General features: G+C 61.4%; 13 protein-coding genes. 3 read left to right on the top strand and 10 right to left on the bottom strand.

The window, feature by feature from the left end; all coding sequences use genetic code 11:
* Positions 1–14: 14 nt before the first annotated feature.
* Together J9892_RS24235 and J9892_RS24230 are read right to left on the bottom strand one after the other, a co-directional pair.
* Positions 15–626 (bottom strand): glutathione S-transferase family protein, encoded by a 612-nt coding sequence (locus tag J9892_RS24235; RefSeq protein WP_210539183.1) that lies wholly within the window; start codon positions 624–626, stop codon positions 15–17.
* Between the two features lie 120 nt (positions 627–746).
* Positions 747–1202 carry a hypothetical protein gene (locus J9892_RS24230; protein ID WP_210539182.1) on the bottom strand — a complete coding sequence of 152 codons (456 nt, stop codon included), beginning with the start codon at positions 1200–1202 and terminating at the stop codon, positions 747–749.
* 200 nt (positions 1203–1402) lie between these two features.
* Between J9892_RS24230 and suhB the strand changes: the two genes are divergently transcribed.
* Positions 1403–2206 (top strand): inositol-1-monophosphatase, encoded by an 804-nt coding sequence (gene suhB / locus J9892_RS24225; RefSeq protein ID WP_039038754.1) that lies wholly within the window; start codon positions 1403–1405, stop codon positions 2204–2206.
* A gap of 100 nt (positions 2207–2306) precedes the next feature.
* On the opposite strand, the gene J9892_RS24220 is transcribed toward suhB, so the two are convergent.
* Together J9892_RS24220 and J9892_RS24215 are read right to left on the bottom strand one after the other, a co-directional pair.
* Complete coding sequence (locus tag J9892_RS24220) at positions 2307–3182, bottom strand: OmpA family protein (protein WP_039038755.1); 876 nt, start codon at positions 3180–3182, stop codon at positions 2307–2309.
* Positions 3183–3250: 68 nt separating this feature from the next.
* Positions 3251–5224 carry a methyl-accepting chemotaxis protein gene (locus J9892_RS24215; RefSeq protein ID WP_210539181.1) on the bottom strand — a complete coding sequence of 658 codons (1974 nt, stop codon included), beginning with the start codon at positions 5222–5224 and terminating at the stop codon, positions 3251–3253.
* A 145-nt stretch (positions 5225–5369) separates the two neighbouring features.
* Here J9892_RS24215 and rnt point away from each other — a divergent pair, with 145 nt between their 5' ends.
* Entirely contained in the window at positions 5370–6032 is a 663-nt protein-coding gene (gene rnt / locus J9892_RS24210; RefSeq protein ID WP_010675098.1) for a ribonuclease T, read from the top strand.
* 226 nt (positions 6033–6258) lie between these two features.
* The gene (locus J9892_RS24205) at positions 6259–7581 is read left to right on the top strand and encodes a Na+/H+ antiporter family protein (protein ID WP_039038758.1); all 1323 of its coding nucleotides are present in this window, start codon (positions 6259–6261) and stop codon (positions 7579–7581) included.
* Between the two features lie 63 nt (positions 7582–7644).
* Here J9892_RS24205 and J9892_RS24200 read toward each other — a convergent pair whose 3' ends face one another.
* The 6 genes from J9892_RS24200 to J9892_RS24175 form a co-directional block, all read right to left on the bottom strand.
* Complete coding sequence (locus J9892_RS24200) at positions 7645–8838, bottom strand: MFS transporter (protein ID WP_210539180.1); 1194 nt, start codon at positions 8836–8838, stop codon at positions 7645–7647.
* Positions 8839–8942: 104 nt separating this feature from the next.
* Positions 8943–9848, bottom strand: a complete 906-nt coding sequence (locus J9892_RS24195) for a LysR family transcriptional regulator (protein WP_210539179.1) — start codon at positions 9846–9848, stop codon at positions 8943–8945.
* A 232-nt stretch (positions 9849–10080) separates the two neighbouring features.
* Entirely contained in the window at positions 10081–11997 is a 1917-nt protein-coding gene (locus J9892_RS24190; RefSeq protein ID WP_210539178.1) for a bifunctional diguanylate cyclase/phosphodiesterase, read from the bottom strand.
* A gap of 1 nt (position 11998) precedes the next feature.
* On the bottom strand, positions 11999–12481 hold the full coding sequence (locus J9892_RS24185; protein WP_010675103.1) for a molybdopterin-binding oxidoreductase: 483 nt from the start codon (positions 12479–12481) through the stop codon (positions 11999–12001).
* Positions 12482–12811: 330 nt separating this feature from the next.
* Positions 12812–14710, bottom strand: coding sequence for a DEAD/DEAH box helicase (locus J9892_RS24180; protein WP_029314717.1), 1899 nt, complete (start codon positions 14708–14710; stop codon positions 12812–12814).
* A 180-nt stretch (positions 14711–14890) separates the two neighbouring features.
* A complete protein-coding gene (locus J9892_RS24175; RefSeq protein ID WP_210539177.1) occupies positions 14891–15352 on the bottom strand; it encodes a hotdog fold thioesterase in 462 nt (153 codons plus the stop codon).
* Positions 15353–15478 lie beyond the last annotated feature (126 nt).

Here is a 15478-nt window from a genome sequence, read left to right as displayed (position 1 = left end):
TTCAGGGGAAAGGATCAGGCCTGGGCGCTGGACCGGGCACTCACCCGTTCATGCCAGTCCTGCAAATGGGGCTGTTCGGGGGTGATACGCAGGCCGACCACCTTGCCAAAATCAATGGTACAGAGGGCAAGAATGTCGGCGATGGTGAAGCGTTCCCCCGCAATATAGGGCACCTCGGCAAGACGGGCATCAAGCTTGTCAAACCAGATCTGAGCCTGTTGCTTGCACTCCTCCCCCCATTCGGGGAAGACCCGCTCCCGGTCTTTGTAAAAACCGGTGATATGACGAAACGCCATACCGGTCGGCAGCCAGAGGTTGAACTCGATGAAGCGACTCCACATCTCTATGGTGGCGCGCTCCAGCGCAGTGCTGCCAAACAGGTTCGGCTCGGGGTGGAGCTCTTCAAAATAGCGGTAGATGGCCAGGGTTTCACTCAGACAGGTTCCGTCATCGAGTTCCAGCACAGGAATGCGCCCGGTCGGGTTCTTGGTCAAAAAAAAGGCGGGCGCCAGGTTTTCCCCCGCCCCCAGATCGACCTGTTGATATTCCATCTCGATCCCCTTCTCCGCCAGAAACATTCTGACCCGACGGGCATTGGGGGCTCGTCTCAACTCATAAACCTTCATGTCACCTCCGTCGACGAACACACAGTGAGCCGCTGCGCAGGCCATAGCAAAGCGGCACAATGTCGGTCAGTTATGACAAATATTGTGCCCCTTGAACAGCCCGCATCGAGGGGGAGATGATTAGCTGCTCAGTACCCCTGGTTGGCGCTGGCGCAGCAAGATAAGACGGGAAAGCAGCGGGAAATAGGATTCAAACTTGCTTTGCAGCACCAGGCTGCAGGCAGGATCCGCCAGTTCGGCCTCATCCAGCAGAATACCGTTGGAAACGAAATAAAAATGCGGATCCCGGACATCCGGCCCCTGTGGAGTATGTTCATACTGTCGATGCACCAACAGGGGAAGCACCGGCAATCCCAGTGTACTGCCTCCTGCTGGCCAGAGCGGAACAGGCCAGGCAGCCCCCTCTTCTTCCAGCAGCAGGATCGCCGCTTCGTCCTTCGACGGTTGCCACTGCTGGGGCTGCGCCACCCGGACCTCGGTGACATAATCGCTCTCTTCGCTGGCGGCACGCAGTGCGGCCAACACACCCAGAGTCGTCGGCGACGACGGTTTCTGACTGACTAATGACAGATTCATGGCTCATATCCCTATGCTCACCACAGCCTGTTATCCGGCTGTCGCGATAAGACTAGTTGATTACAGGTCTTTATTGGAGCCGTCAGATCTGTCAGTCACCACCCTGACCGAATGAGGGCATAGCAGTTGCTATTCCCGAATATCTTGGTAAGATATCGCGTCCTTTTATCCCCCGTTCTTTAACATCCAGTGGTGAACCTATGCATCCGATGCTGAATATCGCCGTGCGCGCTGCGCGCAACGCCGGTCAAGTAGTAGTAAAAGCCTTTTCTCAACCCGAGAACATCGAGGTTATCCAGAAAGGCAGCAATGACTTCGTGACCAACGTTGACCGTGACGCCGAAGCGGCCATCATTCACACCATCAAAAAATCTTACCCGGAACACAGCATCGTTGCTGAAGAGTCTGGCGAGATTGCCGGTACCAATCCGGACTACCAATGGATCATCGACCCACTGGATGGCACGACCAACCTGGTCAAAGGCATTCCGCACTTTGCCGTTTCCATCGCTCTGCGCGTCAAGGGCAAGACCGAACAAGCCGTTGTCTACGATCCCATCCGTGACGAGCTGTTCACTGCCACCCGCGGCAGCGGCGCCCAGCTGAACGGCTACCGCATCCGTGTCGGCAAGGCCAAAGAGCTCTCCGGCACTATCTTGGCCACCGGGTTCCCGTTCAAGCAGAAGCACCACATCGAACCCTACCTGAAGATGTTCCAGAGCATGTTCATCGAGTGTGCCGATATCCGCCGTGCTGGCTCCGCCGCGCTGGATCTCGCCTATGTGGCCGCTGGCCGCGTCGACGGTTTCTGGGAAATCGGCCTGAAACCCTGGGACACCGCCGCCGGTGAGCTGCTGGCCAAAGAAGCCGGCGCCATCGTCACCGACTTCGTCGGTGGTCACAACTACGAAAACTCCGGCAACATCGTGGTGGCCAACCCCCGCGTGCTGAAAGAGATGCTCGGCAAGATCCGTGAAAACCTGCCGGAATCCCTGGCCAAGTAATCCCGGATACCCGTGAAAAAAATGCCAGTCGGTTCGCCGACTGGCATTTTTTATTCCTGACTACAGCGAAAATCCCGCCCCTCTCGATGACTCAGCGGGATCAGATAGTGCCGTTGCGTCCCATGTTGATCACCACCCGGCGGTTCTTGGCTCGGCCAGCTTCCGTTTCGTTGGAGGCCACGTGCTGTTTCTCACCGTGCCCTTCCACCGAGATCTTGCCCTCCTCGATGCCGAGATCCACAAACACCTGCTTGATGGCATCCGCCCGCTTCTCGGAGAGCTTCTGGTTTGGCCAGCGGCCGCCATAGCTGTCGCTGTAGGCGTCGATCACCACCACATCGATGCTCTTGTCTGCCTTCACATAATCACCGATCATCGCCAGCCGCCGCTTGGAGGCCGGTGACAACTGATCGCTGTTCTTGTCATAGGAGAGCACGCTGAAGGCGATGTCGTTGAAGCTGTAGGGCAGCAAGCCACTCAGGCAGTCCATGAACGCCTGGTACTTGACCCTGAAATTGACCGACGAGAGCGATACCCGCACCGGCCTGTCCTGACGATACCAGTCGCGATACTGGAAAGTCGGCATACGCCCTCCTTCCAGCTCGTCCAGCATGGTCCAAGCGGTCTGCCCCGCCACCAGGCCGTCAAACTGCTGATAGAACTGCAACTGGCTGATCTGACGCCCGGCCACCCCGGGACGCCAGCTGGGGGGCATGATCCCGAGGCTCACTGTCTGGGTACGCGCCTGGGGTCGCTGCCCCTTGAGCTCGAAATCCAGATTGATCTTGCGCCCGGCCCGGCTGACAAAGGCCCCGGTTCCCCAGCGGGGAATAGGATGCTCCAGCCTGCACTCCACCTGGGTATCAGAGGTCAGGCGCCAGACGGATTGATCCAGACCGGCGCCAAATTCGGTCACGCCCGCCTGCAACTGCATACTCACTGATATGCTGATCAACCCCAACACCCAAGCATTCAACGGCTTGTCCTCCACACTATCTCGAATTATCTATCGGCAGCGGCAGGACAAGCTTTAGGTCAAAACGCTCAGTGGGGGGAAGAAGGGGCCATCAGCTTGAAGCTGGCGATGCGTCCCGCCAGATCCCGGGCCAGGGCATCCAGTTCGGCACTGTGTTGTTGCAGGGTATGGGAGTGCTGGCGATGGGCCTCATACACGTCACGGATGGTCATCACGTTTTGCTGGATGTCGTCGGTCACGTAACGCTGCTCCTCGGTGGCGGTGGCCACCTGGGCCGTCATGTCGCTCACCTTGCGCACCTCGTTGACGATGTCGGTCAGCTCGCTCCCCGCCCGTTTGGCCTCCGTCACGCTAAGGCCGGCCTGTTCGGTGCCCGTGTGCATGGCAGCCACCGCCTCGTTGGCCCCCTGGCGCAAGCGGCCCAGCATCCGCTCTATGTCATCCGTCGCCTGCTGGGTACGGGAGGCAAGCGCTCTCACCTCGTCGGCCACCACTGCAAAGCCGCGCCCGGATTCACCGGCACGGGCCGCCTCGATGGCGGCATTGAGGGCCAGCAGGTTGGTTCTGTCCGAGATCTGCTTGATGAGGCTCAAGGCCTCCCCCACCGACTCGGTATCCCGATGCAGGCTGTCCACCAGGTGCCGGGTATCCACCAGCGTGCCCGCCACCTGCTGGATGGTGTGGATGGTCTGATCCACCTCCTTGTCACCCTGCTTCGCCCGGCCGATGGCCTGCTGAGTCGCCTGGGAGGTCTGGGTTGCGTTGCGGGCAATCTCCGCGACAGTCGATGCCATCTCGGTGGCGGCAGTCGCCACCAGATCCACCTGCCCGCATCCCCTGACTACGCCGGCATTCACCTCGGCAATGACCTCGGCCGAGCTGGCGGCGCTGCGTATCAGCACATCACAGGAGTGGCGCACAGCCAGCAGCAAACTTTCCAGATGCCCGAGGAAATGGTTCAGATCCCGCGCCAGGGCCCCCAGCTCATCCCCGGATCGCCAGTCGACCCGCACGGTCAGGTCGTTCTCCTGCACCAGGCGCTTGAAGGTCTGGTGCAGGGCCATGAAGCCCAGATGCAGATCCCGCACCACCCGCCAGCAGACGAAGGTGGTCAGGACGATGCACAGCAACACGCCAGCCGCCCCCCACCAGAAGTCACTGGCACTCCCGACCCGCATCTGTTCAACCCGCTCGAAGAGCTGCTGATAGAGGCTGTCTTCTATCTCCTTGAGCAGGCCTATCTTGTCGGTACTCAAGGCAAACCAGGCCTCCGCATCGACACCAAAACCGCCGCTTGCCGCCTTGTCCAGGGCCAGTTTCTCCATGGCGGCCACCTTGGCCACCACGGGTGAGGCGAAGCTGTCGTTCAGCAACTGACGCTGTGCTGGACTCGCCACCGCCTGGAAACGTTCGAGATAGGTATTCTGGGCCGCCAGCAGGGAGATGAACTGCTGCAACAGCGCTGGCGTGAAGCTGTCACGGCCAAAGACGTTGCTGAGCGTCGCCCGCTCCAGCCCCGCACGCTCCTTGCTCTGCAGGAAGGCGGCGTAGGCATTGGTCTGCAGGGCGATGGTGGCATCCATGCTGTCGACGCTTATCTTGTCCACCACCGCCAGCAAGGCGGTCACGAGGCGGGTATAGAAGCCGACCTGTTCCGCCACCTCGACCCCCAGGGCGCTGACCCGCTCACGCATGGCGGTGAGTCCCGCCACTCCCTGCTGCACCTCCGTCAGCGCCAGCAAGGCAGGATCCTGATGAAAACGCTGCAACAGGCTGTCCACCACCTTGCGCTGGGCAGGCAGCGCATCGCGAAACTTGTTGCCGCCAGAGCCGAGGAAGCCGGCCGACATGCCGCGCTCCCGTTGAAGCTCATGGGCCAGCTGCGCCGCCTCCTTCACCACCGCCAGCGCGACCAGGGCGCCGCTCATCTCCTGTTCGACCCGATAACGTTCATAGACGTACCGGCCTGAGAAAAACAGCAGGGCCAACAGCGGTAGACAGACCACCAACATCATCTTGTGTGCCAATCCCAGCTTCTTCATCGTCCTCTCCCTCCATGGTTGACGTCGCCCATTATAAGCACAGGTGTTTCAAAATGGCCCTCTTGCCGTCCCATGGCGGCAGATAAGGGACAAGGGCACGCTTTTTTGCCATAATGCCGCCTCCTTTCACGCCGACCGAGATACCATGACCGACGCCGTTCACACCCTCAAGGGCCGTTTTCGCGGCTTTTACCCCGTCGTCATCGATGTTGAAACCGCCGGATTCAATGCCAAGACCGATGCCCTGCTGGAAATAGCCGCCCACACCCTCAAGATGGATGAGCAGGGCTGGCTCGTCCCTGACCAGATCTTCCATTTTCATGTCCAGCCTTTTGAGGGCGCCAATCTGGAGAAAGCGGCGCTGGAGTTCACCGGCATCGACCCCTTCAACCCGCTGCGGGGCGCGGTGGACGAGAAGGAAGCACTCACCGAGATCTTCAAGGGGGTGCGCAAGGGCATGAAGGAGCAGGATTGTGGTCGCGCCATCATAGTGGCCCACAACGCCACCTTCGACCACGGCTTCGTGATGGCCGCCGCCGAGCGGGCCGGCCTCAAGCGCAATCCGTTCCACCCCTTCGCCACCTTCGACACCGCCGCCCTCTCGGGTCTTGCCCTGGGGCAGACGGTGCTGGCCAAGGCCTGTCAGAGCGCCAATATCCCCTTTGACAACAAAGAGGCCCACTCGGCCCTCTACGACACCGAGCGCACCACAGAGCTCTTCTGCCACATCGTCAATCGCTGGAAGAGCCTGGGAGGCTGGCCTCTGGCCAACCCGGATGAAACGACGGACACCGAAGACGAGGGCTGAACACTCCCAGCCCCTGCCCAGACAGGCTGCCCATGGCAGCCTGTCTGCATGAGGGGACCTGTCTGGGCAACGAAGAAGGGCCATTTTCCCGGTTCCCGTTCACCGCCAGCAGAAGATGCGTCCCTTGGCCGGGATCCGCCGATTTTTTTCTCGACATTTAGCCTGTTTTTCGCAGACTAGCTGGCTTTCACACGACTGACAGCAACACAATCCATAAGGAAATCAAATGAATCCTGTTGTTATCGCGGTGGCGCTGATGCTGGTGCTCAGCCTGCTGCGGATCAATGTGGTGGTCTCCCTCGCCATCGGTGCCATCGTGGGTGGCCTGCTCGGCGGACTCTCCCTCGAGCAGACCCTCAGCACCTTCACCGGCGGCCTGGGCGGCGGTGCAGAAATCGCCCTCTCCTACGCTATGCTGGGGGCGTTCGCGGTGGCCATCTCCCGCTCCGGCATCACCGATCTGCTGGCCCGCAAGGTCATCAACCAGCTCGGCAAGGATGCCAGCAGCACCCGCATTCTCTGGGTCAAGAGCCTGCTGCTCACCTCGGTGCTCGCGGTCTCCATCTCCTCCCAGAACCTGATCCCGGTGCACATCGCCTTCATTCCCATCCTGATCCCGCCGCTGCTGCATGTCATGGCCCAGATGCAGATCGACCGCCGTCAGGTGGCCTGCGTCATCACCTTCGGCCTGACCGCTACCTACATGCTGCTGCCGGTGGGCTTTGGCGGCATCTTCCTGAACAACATCCTGGCCAAGAATCTCGTCGACAACGGCGTACCGGTGGAATTCAGCCAGTTGCCCCTGGCGATGGCCATCCCGGTATTTGGCATGTTCCTCGGCCTGCTCATCGCCGTCTTCTTCAGCTACCGCAAGCCGCGTCAGTATGATCTGGAGAAGATCCTGGCCGCCGAACCCGAGACGGTCGAGCTCAATCTCAACCACATCTGGGTCGCCCTGCTGGCCATCGCCGTGGCACTCGGTCTGCAACTGATGACCAACAGCATCGTGCTGGGGGCGCTCGCAGGCTTCATCATCTTCACCTGCGGCGGCGTCATCAAATTCCGCGAGAGCCAGGATGCCTTCACCCAGGGTGTGCGCATGATGTCCCTCATCGGCTTTATCATGATCTCGGCCGCAGGCTTCGCCGCCGTCATGAAGGAGACCCACGGGGTGGAGAGTCTGGTGCAGTCCGTCTCCAGCATGATGGCAGGTCACAAGGGATTGGCGGCCTTCCTGATGCTGCTGGTGGGCCTGCTCATCACCATGGGGATCGGCTCCTCCTTCTCCACCGTGCCCATCATCGCCACCATCTATGTGCCCCTGTGCATCCACCTCGGCTTCTCGCCCATGGCGACCATCGCCCTGGTGGGCACCGCGGGCGCGCTGGGGGACGCGGGCTCCCCCGCCTCCGACTCGACGCTCGGCCCCACATCGGGCCTCAATGCGGACGGTCAGCACGACCACATCTGGGACAGCGTGGTGCCAACCTTCATCCACTACAACATCCCCCTGGTGATCTTCGGCTGGATTGCCGCCATGGTGCTCTGAGACCATCCCAAGCAGACAGACAAAAGGCGACCCCGGAGTCGCCTTTCTTGTCTTGCACATGCCTCAGATGGCCGGTTGCAGCCCCCGCCTGCCGGCCAGGGCGCAGAGACAGGCCACCAGGGCCAACCCCATGCCGGCTGCTCCCACCCCGAGCCAGTGTCCCTGTTGCCAGACCAGCATCCCCAGGCTGGAGCCGAGGGTTCCCCCCAGGAACATGCCGGTCATGAAGAGGGTATTGATGCGCCCCCTGGCCTCAGGTCTCAGACCATAGATGCGCTGCTGATGGGCGATGAGTGCGCTCTGCACTCCGAGATCCAGCAAGATGACCCCGCACGCCAGCCCGGCCAGAGAGAGCCACAGCTCGAAGCAGATCCAGGCAAGCACCACCAGCACGGCACCGGCCAATACCACTGGTCTGGCCCCCAACCGATCCGCCATCCGGCCTGCCAAAGGGGCCGCCACCACCCCAGCCACCCCGATGACCCCGAACAGACCCGCCATGTCGGCCCCCAACCCATAGGCAGGTTCGGCCAGGTAGAACGCCAGCACGGTCCAGAAGGCGCTGAAGGAGGCAAACAGCAAGGCCTGGGTCAGGGTCGCGCGGCGCAGGGCGGGCTCCTCGCGCCACAGACCGACCAGAGAGTGAAGCAGACGGCCATAACCGAGGGGAGAGCGCGGCAATCCGGACGGTATCATCCTGGCCATCAGCAGAGCCCCCGACAGGGCCAGGGGAATGGCCAGCCAGAACATGGTGCGCCAACTGCCATAAGCGGTGACCAGGCCAGCGACGGTGCGGCTGAGCAGTATTCCGGTCAGCAGGCCGCTCATCACGCTGCCGACCACGGCACCCCGGCGGGCGGGATCTGCCAGGGTCGCCGCCACCGGAACTATCTGCTGGGCCGCCGTGGCCCCGATGCCGAGCAGGACGGAGGCCAGCATCAAGGTGGTGGCACTCGTGGCCGTGGCCGCCAGCAGGGAAGCCAGCGCGATCAGTGCAAACTGCCCCGGAATGAGCCAGCGGCGCTCGACCACATCGCCAAGCGGCACCAGCAAAAGCAGACCCATGGCATAGCCGAGCTGGGTCAGCATGGCGATCAATGGCATGCCCGAGTGCCCGGGAAAGTCCTGCGCCATCACCGCCAGCATGGGCTGGTTGTAGTAGATGTTGGCAACTGCCAGGCCGCATGACAGGGCCATGGCGAAGAGCAGGGAGGGGCCGGGGGTTGCGGCCCCTCCGGCAGAAGGCGATGTACTCATGATCTTCTCCTCGTGGTAGAAGGGCTCCCGCCAGGACACGGGCCCCATGCGCACAGCCTACCCGGGGAGCGTCGCCACCAGTAGAGCGGTGGGGACCATAACAGTTATTCCGCTGGTGCATGCCCCACGCCGGGCAGGCCGGTCACGAATGCCAGAAAGGCACTCGCCTTGGCACCGGGCTGGCGACCTGCCGGGAGCAGGGTCCAGAGCTCCTGCATGGGCAGTTGCCACTCGGGCAGCACCGCCACCACCTCGCCGCGGGCAAGCTCGGGGGCAAACATCCACTCCGAGGCGATACCAAGCCCCAGTCCTGCCAGCACGGCGGCGCGCATGCCTTCGGCCGCCGAGACCGTCAGCCTGCCTTCTCCGGAAACCACTTTCTCTTCGACGCCGCGGCGAAATCGCCACTGCTGCCCCACTCCGGGCCGTGGACTGTAAAGCACCAGATCATGCTGTTGCAGAGCCTGAGGGGTCTCAGGCTCTCCTTTGGCGGCCAGATAGGCCGGCGTCGCCAACACCCGCACGTCGCTTCGGGCGAGGCAGCGGGCGACCAGCGACGAGTCAGCCTGTTTGCCGATCCGCAGAGCCACCTCGATGCCCGCCGAAATGAGATCCACATTGCCGTCATCCAGCAGGATCTCCAGATCCAGTCCCGGGTGAGCCGCCAGAAAACCGGCAAGATGGGGAATGATATGCAGGCGGGCGAAGGTGACGGGAGCGCTCACCCGCAGACGCCCGCTCAGGCCCGCCCGGCATTGCTGCACCATGGCATCGGCCTCGTTGACCTGGGCCAGGATCTCTCTCGCCCGCAGATAGTAGGCCTCTCCGGCCTCGGTGGGCGCCAGCCCCCGGGTCGAACGCAGCAACAGGCGACTGCCAAGGTGCGCCTCAAGCTGGGCAATCAATCTGGAAACCGTGGGTTGCCCCATCCCCAGTCGGCGGGCCACCGCCGAAAACGAGCCGGTCTCCACCGCCAGCACGAACACCTCCATCACCCCCAAGCGATCCATTTATGGCTCCTCTGCCCTGTGGCACTGTTCGTGGCACTGTTCGTGGCACTGTTCGTGGCACAAGGTAGCACCGGGCCTGCCCTCTCGCACCCTCGTTCTGGCAGGAGGCACAAGAAAACCGCGTCAAGGGCGGTCCTGCCATGGGAGAAAGGTGTCGGGATGAAATATCAACCAGGAACAATCGAACAGAGGGACTCGAAGACAAGGCTACAGGGGCTCGATTGCTCCAAGGCTACCCCAGTGCCACTTCCTGAATGGCGGCGCTGTGGGCGAAATAGCGGTGACAGAACTGCATGAACTCCGGCAGCGGCAAGGGACGCGAGTAGAAATAACCCTGGATCTCATCCACCCCTATGGTGAGCACCGCCTTGAGCTCATCGCTGTTTTCCACCCCTTCCGCCACGACGCGCACCCCCAACTGATGAGAGAGGGTGGTGATGGTTTCGACGAAGAGCGCCTGCCGGGTGTCACTGTCAATCGCGGTGATAAAGGATCTGTCTATCTTGAGCTTGTCGAAATAGAGTTCACGCAGGTAAGAGAACGAGGACCAGCCGGTTCCGAAGTCATCGAGGGCCACCCGTACCCCTATCTGGCGCAGGGAGTGGATGATCTGCTTGCTGAGGGCGATGTCATCGAGGGCGATGGTTTCGGTCAGCTCCACTATCAACTGGTGCAGCCCCAATGGCCCATCTTCCATCTTCTCTTCAATCTCCCTGGCCAACCCCATGTTGAACATGGAGTTGGAGAGGTTGATGGAGATCTCGAGCGGTGCTAGCACCTCCTCCGGGAAGCCGGACAGATCGAGCTGCATGCGCCGGATGATCCAGCCCCCGAGCGCCTCGCCCAACCCGTTCTCTTCTGCCAGCGAGATGATGTCGAGGGGGGCAATAAAGCCATATTCCGGATGATGCCAGCGGATCAGCGCCTCGGCCCGCAGCCTCACCACACTCTGGCCGCGCACGATGGGCTGATAGTAAAGGGCCAGTTGCGGGCATTGCGGGCAGTGGATAAGCTCCCGCAGCTCGGTCGACAGCCGGCGTTTGCGCTGATAGTGCTGATACATGCTGCTGGAGAAGAGCACATTGCGATTCAGCCGCTTGCGCTTGGCGCTGTCGAGGGCGATATCGGCAAACAGCAGCATCTCTTCCGGTGAATGATCCGGTTTCACGTACTGGCTGGTGCCCATGAAGACCCGCACCCGGTGCGCCGGATCGGCGGCAAACACCAGATCCGCCAGCTCGCTGCGCAGTTGCTCCAGAAACGGGAAGCGCAGATAGGTGGGCATGGTGCCGGTGATGATGAGGGTGAACTCGTCACTGCCGGTTCGGGCAGCGAAGATCCCCTGGCCAGAGGCGGCGCGGATCCGCGCCGCAAGCCGTTTGAGCAAGGCGTCCCCCACTTCGTAACCCAGACTGTCATTGACCTCCCTGAAATGCCCCAGATCCATGAGACAGACGGTGATGCTGCTGCGCCGACCGGGATGGCTGGTCCACTGCTGGAGGTGCTTGATGAGCGCCGCCCGGTTGGGGAGACGGGTGAGGGGATCGTTCCACGCCAGAAAATGCTGGCGGCGCACTTCGCGAAACAGCACCATCAACATCACCATGGTTGCCAGCATCAGAAATCCCAGGATGAAGAAGTTCTGGGTTCTCGACTCGTTGAGCAGCTCGCGCTGGGCGATGGCAGAAGGCCCGGTGAAGTTTTTCACCATCACGTCCCGCACCCCGCGCATCTCGTCATCGAGTGCGGCCGTGAACATCTTGAGTGCGGGGGAATCCGGCTCCCCTTGCACCACATCCTGCTCATAGCGTTCGAAGAGGGCGAGGATCTTGCCGACTGCCTGGTCCGCGCCGTATCGGACCCTGACCGACTTTGCCTCCTCCCCGTGCAGGAAGACATCGAGCCGGTTCCAGGCAATGTCAAAGCGCTTGTTCATCTCCTCCCGGCTGGCGGCACCGGCACGATAGAGCTTCAAACCCTCTTCGAAGGCGTGGATCTCCAACTCGAGCTGGGCCAATGCCCAGGCGGAGAGCTGGGTGTAACGCGTCACCGCATTGAACGCGCGGTCATAGTTCCAGACCGACCAGAGGGTCACCCCCAAAAAGGTGGTCACCATCAGGATCAGGCTCAAGAACTTGCCGCGCAGCATCTTATTTGCTCTCCAGCGCCGTCAGCTGCCACACCATCCGGCTGTGATAGAGCTCCTTGTTGAGTTCGGGATGGTCGGTGAGGGGATAAATGACCCAGAGCGGCCCCTTGTTGCGCAGGGTCAGAGCCTTGCCATCCTGCTTCTCGGCCACCAGCACCGGGTACTTCTCCCCGTCTTCCAGCGGCAGTGCGGCCCAGTATTCATTGACCGCGAGGGCCTTGACCTCCTGGCTCTTGAGACCGTAGATCCTGACCAGGTCCCGCAGCAACACCCCGCGATAGAGGTGCTCCCCCTCGGTCCAGGGCGTCCCCGTCTTAACTTCCGTCTGCGGCAAGGCCTCAAACTCGGTACGGGTCAGCACCACCTCCCCCTTGCCATTGCAGCACCCCGCCCCCGCAATTCTGAAGAAGGGCTCCTCCGCCAACACCATACCCGACACGAGCCATCCAGATATCAGCAACACCTTGCCAAGCCACTTGCCCATCACGCACCTCCCTGTCATACGGTTTATTTATTCATCTCACTCTGCTGACTCATATGCAAACAACAGAATGCACCTTCAGACCAAAGTCGCAGTCGTTTGCAACCAGCAACTATCTCTGCGCCTTCCAAAAGTACCCAATCGATTCCCAAAGAATGACACCAGGCGCCACCCCCAGGCAAATGGATTGCACCATTTTTCTTTCACTGGCTCCTCATCAAACCGGGTGCCCGCCACGGCCGGAAATAGGTGACAATCTTCGCTACGCATCTGAAAAACAGACACAAAAAAGGCCACTCCATGGAGCGGCCTTCTCATCAGTGCAGTCAGGGTTTAGCTGTCGCGGCGCTTGTTGCCACCGAATTTGCGACCCTTGTCGAAACCGCCTTCACGGCGATCCTTGTTGAAGGGACGGTCACCCTGGGGACGGCGATCCTTGTTGAAAGGACGGTCGCCACGGAACGGACGATCACCACGGGGCGGACGGGGAGCAGTGTTGCCACCGGCCGGCACTTCGGTGTAACGGGTGATCTGCAGCGGACGCTGGCAGACACGGGCCTTCTTGATCACTTCCAGCACCTCGGCGCTCATGCCCTTGGGCAGATCGACGGTGGAGAAGTCATCGGCGATGTCGATGTTGCCGATGAAGCGGCTCTCGATGTTCGCTTCGTTGGCGATGGCACCCACGATCTGGCCCGGCTTGACGCCGTGATGGGCGCCCACGTCGACACGGTAACGCTCCATCTCCACGTCCGGGTTGTCTTTCAGCGGACGCGGCTCCAGGGACGGCATGCGACGGGCCGGACGATCGCCACGGTCACCGAAGTCACGACCGCCACGGTCGTTGAACTCACGACGCTCGAAGCCACCGCGATCGTTGCCGGCGTTGAACACCGGATCCGGAATGGAGTCATCCAGCAGCAGCGGTTGATCGCCCTGTACCAGCTTGGCCAGTGCGGCAGCCAGCTCCAGCGGATCGGCAGAATCTTCTTCGATCAGCTCGTTCACCAGGTTGTGGTAGATCTCGAGCTCTTCACCCATCATGGTTTCGCGGATGCGCTCCTTGAACTTGGCCAGACGGTGCTGGTTGATGTCCTCGGTGCTCGGCATCTTCATCGGCTCGATGGCTTGACGAGTGGCGTGCTCGATGGCACGCAGCATGCGACGCTCGCGCGGCGCCACGAACAGGATGGCTTCACCCTTTCGACCTGCACGGCCGGTACGGCCGATACGGTGAACGTAGGATTCGGTGTCGTAGGGAATGTCGTAGTTCACTACGTGGGTGATGCGCTCAACGTCCAGACCGCGGGCGACCACGTCGGTGGCGATCAGAATGTCCAGCTGGCCCTGACGCAGCTTGTCAACGGTACGCTCACGCAGCTTCTGCGGGATGTCGCCGTGCAGCGCTTCACAGGCGTGACCACGGGCAGCCAGCTTGCCAGCCAGTTCTTCGGCGGCGTTCTTGGTACGCACGAACACCAGCAGGGCTTCGTAGGACTCCACTTCCAGCAGACGGGTCATGGCGTCCAGCTTGTGCAGACCGGTCACCTGCCAGTAACGCTGGCGAATGGTGGTGGCGGTCGCGGTCTTGGAGGCGATCTTGATCTCTTTGGGCTGCTTCAGGTGCTTCTGGGCAACACGACGGATCTGCTCCGGCATGGTGGCGGAGAACAGGGCAACCTGACGACCGGCCGGGCACTGATCCATGATCCAGTCCACGTCGTCGATGAAGCCCATGCGCAGCATTTCGTCCGCTTCGTCCAGCACCAGGGCTTTCAGACCGGAGAGGTCCAGGTTCTTGCGACGGATCAGGTCCATCACGCGGCCCGGGGTACCCACGACAACCTGGGCACCGCGGCGCAGGGCGCGGGTCTGGGTTTCGTAGGAAGCGCCGCCGTAGATGGGCAGCACGTGGAAATCGGGCATGTGGTGGGCATAGCGTTGGCACGCCTCTGCCACCTGCAGGGCCAGCTCGCGGGTCGGGGCCAGCACCAGGATCTGGGTGTTGCGGTTACCAGCTTCCAGACGAGACAACAGAGGCAAGGCAAAAGCAGCGGTCTTCCCTGTACCGGTTTGTGCCTGCCCCAGCAGATCGTGTCCCGCCATCAGGTGGGGAATTGCTGCGGCCTGGATGGGAGACGGGCGCTCATAGCCCACGTCCTGCAGCGCTTTCAATACAGGCGCGGCCAGTCCAAGCTCACTAAAAAGGGGCAGTTGTTCGGTATCAGACATAGATTCTTCCAGATTAAGGCAGGCGGCTAACACCGCGGAATAGCAAAAAGGCGGCGATTATAGCGCCACTTTGTTCTGCTGTCTTGAAAAATGTGATAGGTGTCTCAAGACGTTGGCAATTATAGAGGGATCTCGCGACTATGGCTTGCTTATTTTTCACTCATGATGCGTTATTGCCGATCACGCTTCGCCAGAGTCCTTGTCCCGCTTGTGCTTGAGCACCGCCATGGTCAATCGGCTGGTGCACAATAAACGACCACGTTCATCCCGAATTTCGATCTGCCACACCTGAGTCGTGGTCCCCAGATGCAGCGGGCTGCAGCGCCCCGTCACCACCCCTTCCCGCTTGGCCCTCAGGTGGTTGGCATTGACCTCCAGCCCCACGCAGTAGCTCTCCGCTCCCACCGCCATGTTGGCCGCAAGCGATCCCAGCGTTTCCGCCAGCACCACGGAGGCGCCGCCGTGCAGCATGCCGAGTGGTTGATGGGTGCGGTGATCCACCGGCATGGTGGCCTCCAGCCAGTCGGGGCCAAAGGCGCTGTAGACGATGTCGAGGTGGGCCATCAGGGTGTTGCGGGAGCTGGCGTTGAGCCCCTCCAGGCTCATGGATTTGCGCCAGATGGGGCTGCTTTCTTGACTCATGGTGAGCGGACTCCTTGCGTGATCAACGGGTTATCGCTGCGCTGTAGCGGCAAACCAGCAGTGTCGGCGAAAAAGGCGCAAAAAAAAAGATGCCCACGCCGGGGCATCTTGCATCGAGGTTTGCCC

This window comes from Aeromonas sp. Prich7-2 (assembly GCF_017939255.1).
Lineage (GTDB): Bacteria > Pseudomonadota > Gammaproteobacteria > Enterobacterales > Aeromonadaceae > Aeromonas > Aeromonas caviae.
Note: the sequence above shows the minus strand (reverse complement) of the source record. Positions and strands in the feature narration are given on the sequence as shown.

What these genes read in the sequence shown, in the direction of transcription:
- J9892_RS24235 (WP_210539183.1), bottom strand. Translation starts at nt 626, where the DNA reads ATGAAGGTTTATGAGTTGAGACGAGCCCCCAATGCCCGTCGGGTCAGA.
- J9892_RS24230 (WP_210539182.1), bottom strand. Translation starts at nt 1,202, where the DNA reads ATGAATCTGTCATTAGTCAGTCAGAAACCGTCGTCGCCGACGACTCTG.
- suhB (WP_039038754.1), top strand. Translation starts at nt 1,403, where the DNA reads ATGCATCCGATGCTGAATATCGCCGTGCGCGCTGCGCGCAACGCCGGT.
- J9892_RS24215 (WP_210539181.1), bottom strand. Translation starts at nt 5,224, where the DNA reads ATGAAGAAGCTGGGATTGGCACACAAGATGATGTTGGTGGTCTGTCTA.
- rnt (WP_010675098.1), top strand. Translation starts at nt 5,370, where the DNA reads ATGACCGACGCCGTTCACACCCTCAAGGGCCGTTTTCGCGGCTTTTAC.
- J9892_RS24205 (WP_039038758.1), top strand. Translation starts at nt 6,259, where the DNA reads ATGAATCCTGTTGTTATCGCGGTGGCGCTGATGCTGGTGCTCAGCCTG.
- J9892_RS24200 (WP_210539180.1), bottom strand. Translation starts at nt 8,838, where the DNA reads ATGAGTACATCGCCTTCTGCCGGAGGGGCCGCAACCCCCGGCCCCTCC.
- J9892_RS24195 (WP_210539179.1), bottom strand. Translation starts at nt 9,848, where the DNA reads ATGGATCGCTTGGGGGTGATGGAGGTGTTCGTGCTGGCGGTGGAGACC.
- J9892_RS24190 (WP_210539178.1), bottom strand. Translation starts at nt 11,997, where the DNA reads ATGCTGCGCGGCAAGTTCTTGAGCCTGATCCTGATGGTGACCACCTTT.
- J9892_RS24185 (WP_010675103.1), bottom strand. Translation starts at nt 12,481, where the DNA reads ATGGGCAAGTGGCTTGGCAAGGTGTTGCTGATATCTGGATGGCTCGTG.
- J9892_RS24180 (WP_029314717.1), bottom strand. Translation starts at nt 14,710, where the DNA reads ATGTCTGATACCGAACAACTGCCCCTTTTTAGTGAGCTTGGACTGGCC.
- J9892_RS24175 (WP_210539177.1), bottom strand. Translation starts at nt 15,352, where the DNA reads ATGAGTCAAGAAAGCAGCCCCATCTGGCGCAAATCCATGAGCCTGGAG.